Source organism: Nostoc sp. CHAB 5715 (genome assembly GCF_020829685.1).
Lineage (GTDB): Bacteria > Cyanobacteriota > Cyanobacteriia > Cyanobacteriales > Nostocaceae > Nostoc.
In genome coordinates this window covers 1-3,342 of sequence record NZ_JAIVFR010000843.1, presented here as the reverse complement: position 1 = coordinate 3,342, position 3,342 = coordinate 1, and the positions used below count along the sequence as shown (strand labels likewise).

At 43.8% G+C, this 3,342-nt stretch carries 4 protein-coding genes and 1 pseudogene; 1 reads left to right on the top strand and 4 read right to left on the bottom strand.

Annotated features, from left to right (window positions below):
* On the top strand, nucleotides 1–641 hold a 641-nt coding region (locus tag LC574_RS32285), incomplete at its 5' end, for a 2OG-Fe(II) oxygenase family protein (RefSeq protein ID WP_306422190.1).
* A gap of 24 nt (nucleotides 642–665) precedes the next feature.
* Here the strand turns inward: LC574_RS32285 and LC574_RS32280 are convergent.
* The 4 genes and pseudogenes from LC574_RS32280 to LC574_RS32265 all read right to left on the bottom strand — a co-directional run.
* Nucleotides 666–1,007: a 4Fe-4S binding protein gene (locus LC574_RS32280; protein WP_229457678.1), complete on the bottom strand. Its 342-nt coding sequence runs from the start codon at nucleotides 1,005–1,007 to the stop codon at nucleotides 666–668.
* A gap of 12 nt (nucleotides 1,008–1,019) precedes the next feature.
* On the bottom strand, nucleotides 1,020–1,676 hold the full coding sequence (locus LC574_RS32275) for an FAD-binding protein (protein WP_229457677.1): 657 nt from the start codon (nucleotides 1,674–1,676) through the stop codon (nucleotides 1,020–1,022).
* Between the two features lie 240 nt (nucleotides 1,677–1,916).
* Nucleotides 1,917–3,137: a glutathione S-transferase family protein gene (locus tag LC574_RS32270; RefSeq protein WP_229457676.1), complete on the bottom strand. Its 1,221-nt coding sequence runs from the start codon at nucleotides 3,135–3,137 to the stop codon at nucleotides 1,917–1,919.
* A 2-nt stretch (nucleotides 3,138–3,139) separates the two neighbouring features.
* Nucleotides 3,140–3,342: pseudogene (locus tag LC574_RS32265) on the bottom strand (SAM-dependent methyltransferase); the annotation flags it as partial.

Genomic DNA, 3,342 nt, shown 5'->3' with positions numbered 1-3,342 from the left:
GTCGCAATCTTTTTCCATCCAACATTCTCCAATTTAGGGAAACAGTGCTGGATTATGTAGACTCAATGACCAAACTCGGACATACCTTAATGGCTGGTATTGCTCTGAGTTTGGGATTAGAAGAATCATACTTTGCAGACCGTTATACAAAAGACCCATTGATATTATTTCGGATTTTCAATTACCCTCCTAATTCATCATTATCTAAATCTAAATGGGGCGTTGGCGAACATACTGATTATGGTGTATTAACTATTCTCAAGCAAGATAATGTCGGTGGATTACAAGTCAAATCAAAGTCTGGTTGGATAGATGCACCTCCTATTCCTGGTTCATTCGTATGCAATATTGGCGATATGCTCGATCGCATGACACGAGGACTGTATCGCTCAACACCCCACCGCGTTCAGAACCTATCAACAAGTCATCGACTTTCGTTCCCGTTCTTTTTTGACCCCAATTTCAACGTTGAAGTCAAACCCATTGAACTGAAGGATGTAGTAGTGAATGATGATAAAAGCGATCGCTGGGATAAAGCCAGTGTTCACGAATTTGACGGAACTTATGGCGAATATCTCTTGAATAAAGTCTCCAAAGTATTTCCAGAACTACGTCAAAAAGTGCTTGAAAGTGCTGAATAAAAACCCACTCCTCAAACACCCAAATTAACTTTGATAAGGACGTGGCAGTTGGCGCAGTTTATGAGCCGTATCCAATTCACTATTGTTTTTTCTGCCATATCCCCAACCCAAGAGGCTACGATATTCACCCATGATGCCACTTTCAATTAAATCATCCTCATTGACTGCAACATTGGTATGAGATTGGGGCGCAACATAGAGTGCATCCGCAGGGCAATAAGCCTCACACATGAAACAAGTTTGACAGTCTTCCTTGCGGGCGATCGCGGGTGGCTGGTTAGGTACGGAGTCAAAGACATTGGTAGGACACACTTGGACGCACAAATTGCAATTGATACAGAGTTTATGGCTGACAAGCTCGATCATGAAATGCTCCTGCTACAATTTTGATACAGAGGGTGTGGTTTGAGTGGTTTGTACTGGTGGTGTAGCGTAGACGCTTTGCGGCTTGTCGCCAGATATTGCATCCGTAATCCAATCACGCCTCACCCAAAGCTTATCCAAGCCTCCTGTTGCTTGGTAATAACGCTGATTTGGATCGGTTTCGGGATAGTCCATGCGAATATGTTCGCTGCGCGTTTCCGTGCGATGTAACGCGCTAAAATATGCCCATCGTGCTACAGCCGTCAGAGCAGCCGCTCGCCGAGAAAATTCCACATCGCGCACACTATCTTGTTTTGGGTTTCCTTGTACTTGCTGCCACAGCGTTTCTAATTTAGCGAGAGAATCCAAAAGTCCTTGCTCAGAACGCAAGTAATTCTTCTCCAACGGGAACATCTGGGCTTGTACACCATGCACGATCGCCTCACTATCGAATGTTTCAGAAGTGGGTGAGGGTGACGATCGCAATCCCACTTTACCAGCAGGACGCGCAATCCGTTCATTTGCATGAGCGCCTAGACTCTTAGCAAAGTCCGCTGCTCCAACTCCTGCCCATTGCCCTGTGGAGATTGCCCAGGCAGCATTAGGGCCACCACCAATTACCAGTACATCAGCAGTTAATTGTAGTTCATTTTCACTATGGACTGCTAGCAATTCCCTTTCCTCAATAAAGTTTCTACAGTACGGCAGAATTCAGGAGTCATACCAATTCGCAATTCGCTTTTTCGCCCATTCGCAATTAAAAAACTTAGAGATACTTGCCTTTCAGGGTTTACATCTGTTTCATAATTTTAGTGAATTGGTATCAGGAGTCAGAATTCAGAAACGCTCCGACTTTTCGCTGCGTCTTTGCATGAGGCAAATTCATTCATACATTCACCAACGCCCACAAAATTAATAAACAGAAGTCAACAATTTATCGATCGCTGCCCGAAACGCCGTTGCTGCACCAGCACTCATGTCACGGGGGGCGCAGATGCGATTTCTCAAATATGCGAAAGTAATAGCCCCCACAGCAGCGAAGATAGGATCAACACTACTATTTTTACCACCAGTCCTTCCACCCGGTAAAGTTGCACCATTGCCATGAATGAGATAATCGGCTAGTTGTCGCAGGTGAAAATCAACAGCGTCCTTAACTGTGGTATAATCACTATCTGCCGCTAACGCTTGAACTCCAGAATTTTTGATTACATCTGCGATCGCAACTTCCCGATTATCGCTCAATCTTTCAGCTGCTTCGGCTCGATATTGAATTTTCTCACTATCTTCCACATCCAGAGGTAAGGGATTTCCAATCGGTTCTACACCCCATCTGCGACGCAAAAGTAAATTGTTGGTGATATTATCCGATTTCACTCTGTGATAAGCAGGACGCTGATTAAGTGCGTCAAACCAAGCATTAATTCGAGGAAAGCGAGGATTTCCTTTGAGGTGATATCCCCGATATACAGGTAAATTAGCCGCCAATCTATCTAGATGGGGGCTATACAGAATGTCAACTAAGCTAAACGTACTGACAAAGTAGGGGCTGGGATATTTAGCCAAAGCTTGCTCAAGTTCATCTAACTTCGCCTCAAATGCTGTTTGTAATGCCAACTCATCAGCATTTACAGGTGTTTCTCTCAGGAATTTGTAAGCAATCTCTCTAAAACCGTTAGTCTCAGCGTCTTCAACCAACTGCCTAGCAACAGCATTTTCCTCTGAATTCTCAGGCAATAATGCAGGACTAAGAAACCTTTCTTCTAAAGCCAAGAGAATATCTTTGGATTCGTATACTAACTTTCCCTCAATTTTTGCTGCTGGGACAAGGGTTGTGGGAACTAAATCAGTGTACCATTTGGGTTTATTACTTAAATCAATAAACTCCGTTGCAAAGGGAATTTCCTTTTCTTCCAGAGCAAACCAAACTCTCTCGCAGAAAGGACACCAGGAATTAGTATCTCGATAAAGCAAGACTGGCGGTTCTGTATTTGGGGGAAGTTTCTGTAAACTGCTGGGTATTGGTGCAGTAGAAGGAGATTGTCCTGTCCTCTTTACCCTACGCGCAGAGGTATGGTTTCTAGCAGTTTCTAAAACTTCTTCCCAAGTTGACACTGTGTTTTGAATAGACATTTTTACCTCGCTTTACTAGGAATGCCGGAAAACACAAATAACTGTTGCTCTTTAGGTGCAGCCAAGTTTTCACCAAGGTATCGATGAAGACCAACACCCATATCTCCTGTAGCAGTGAGTTTGAAGTTCACTTCCTCAAATCCAGATGCACTTAAAATTTTCCGCACATTGTCAGAGTAGGGAATACCGTTAGAGTAGATCGGAA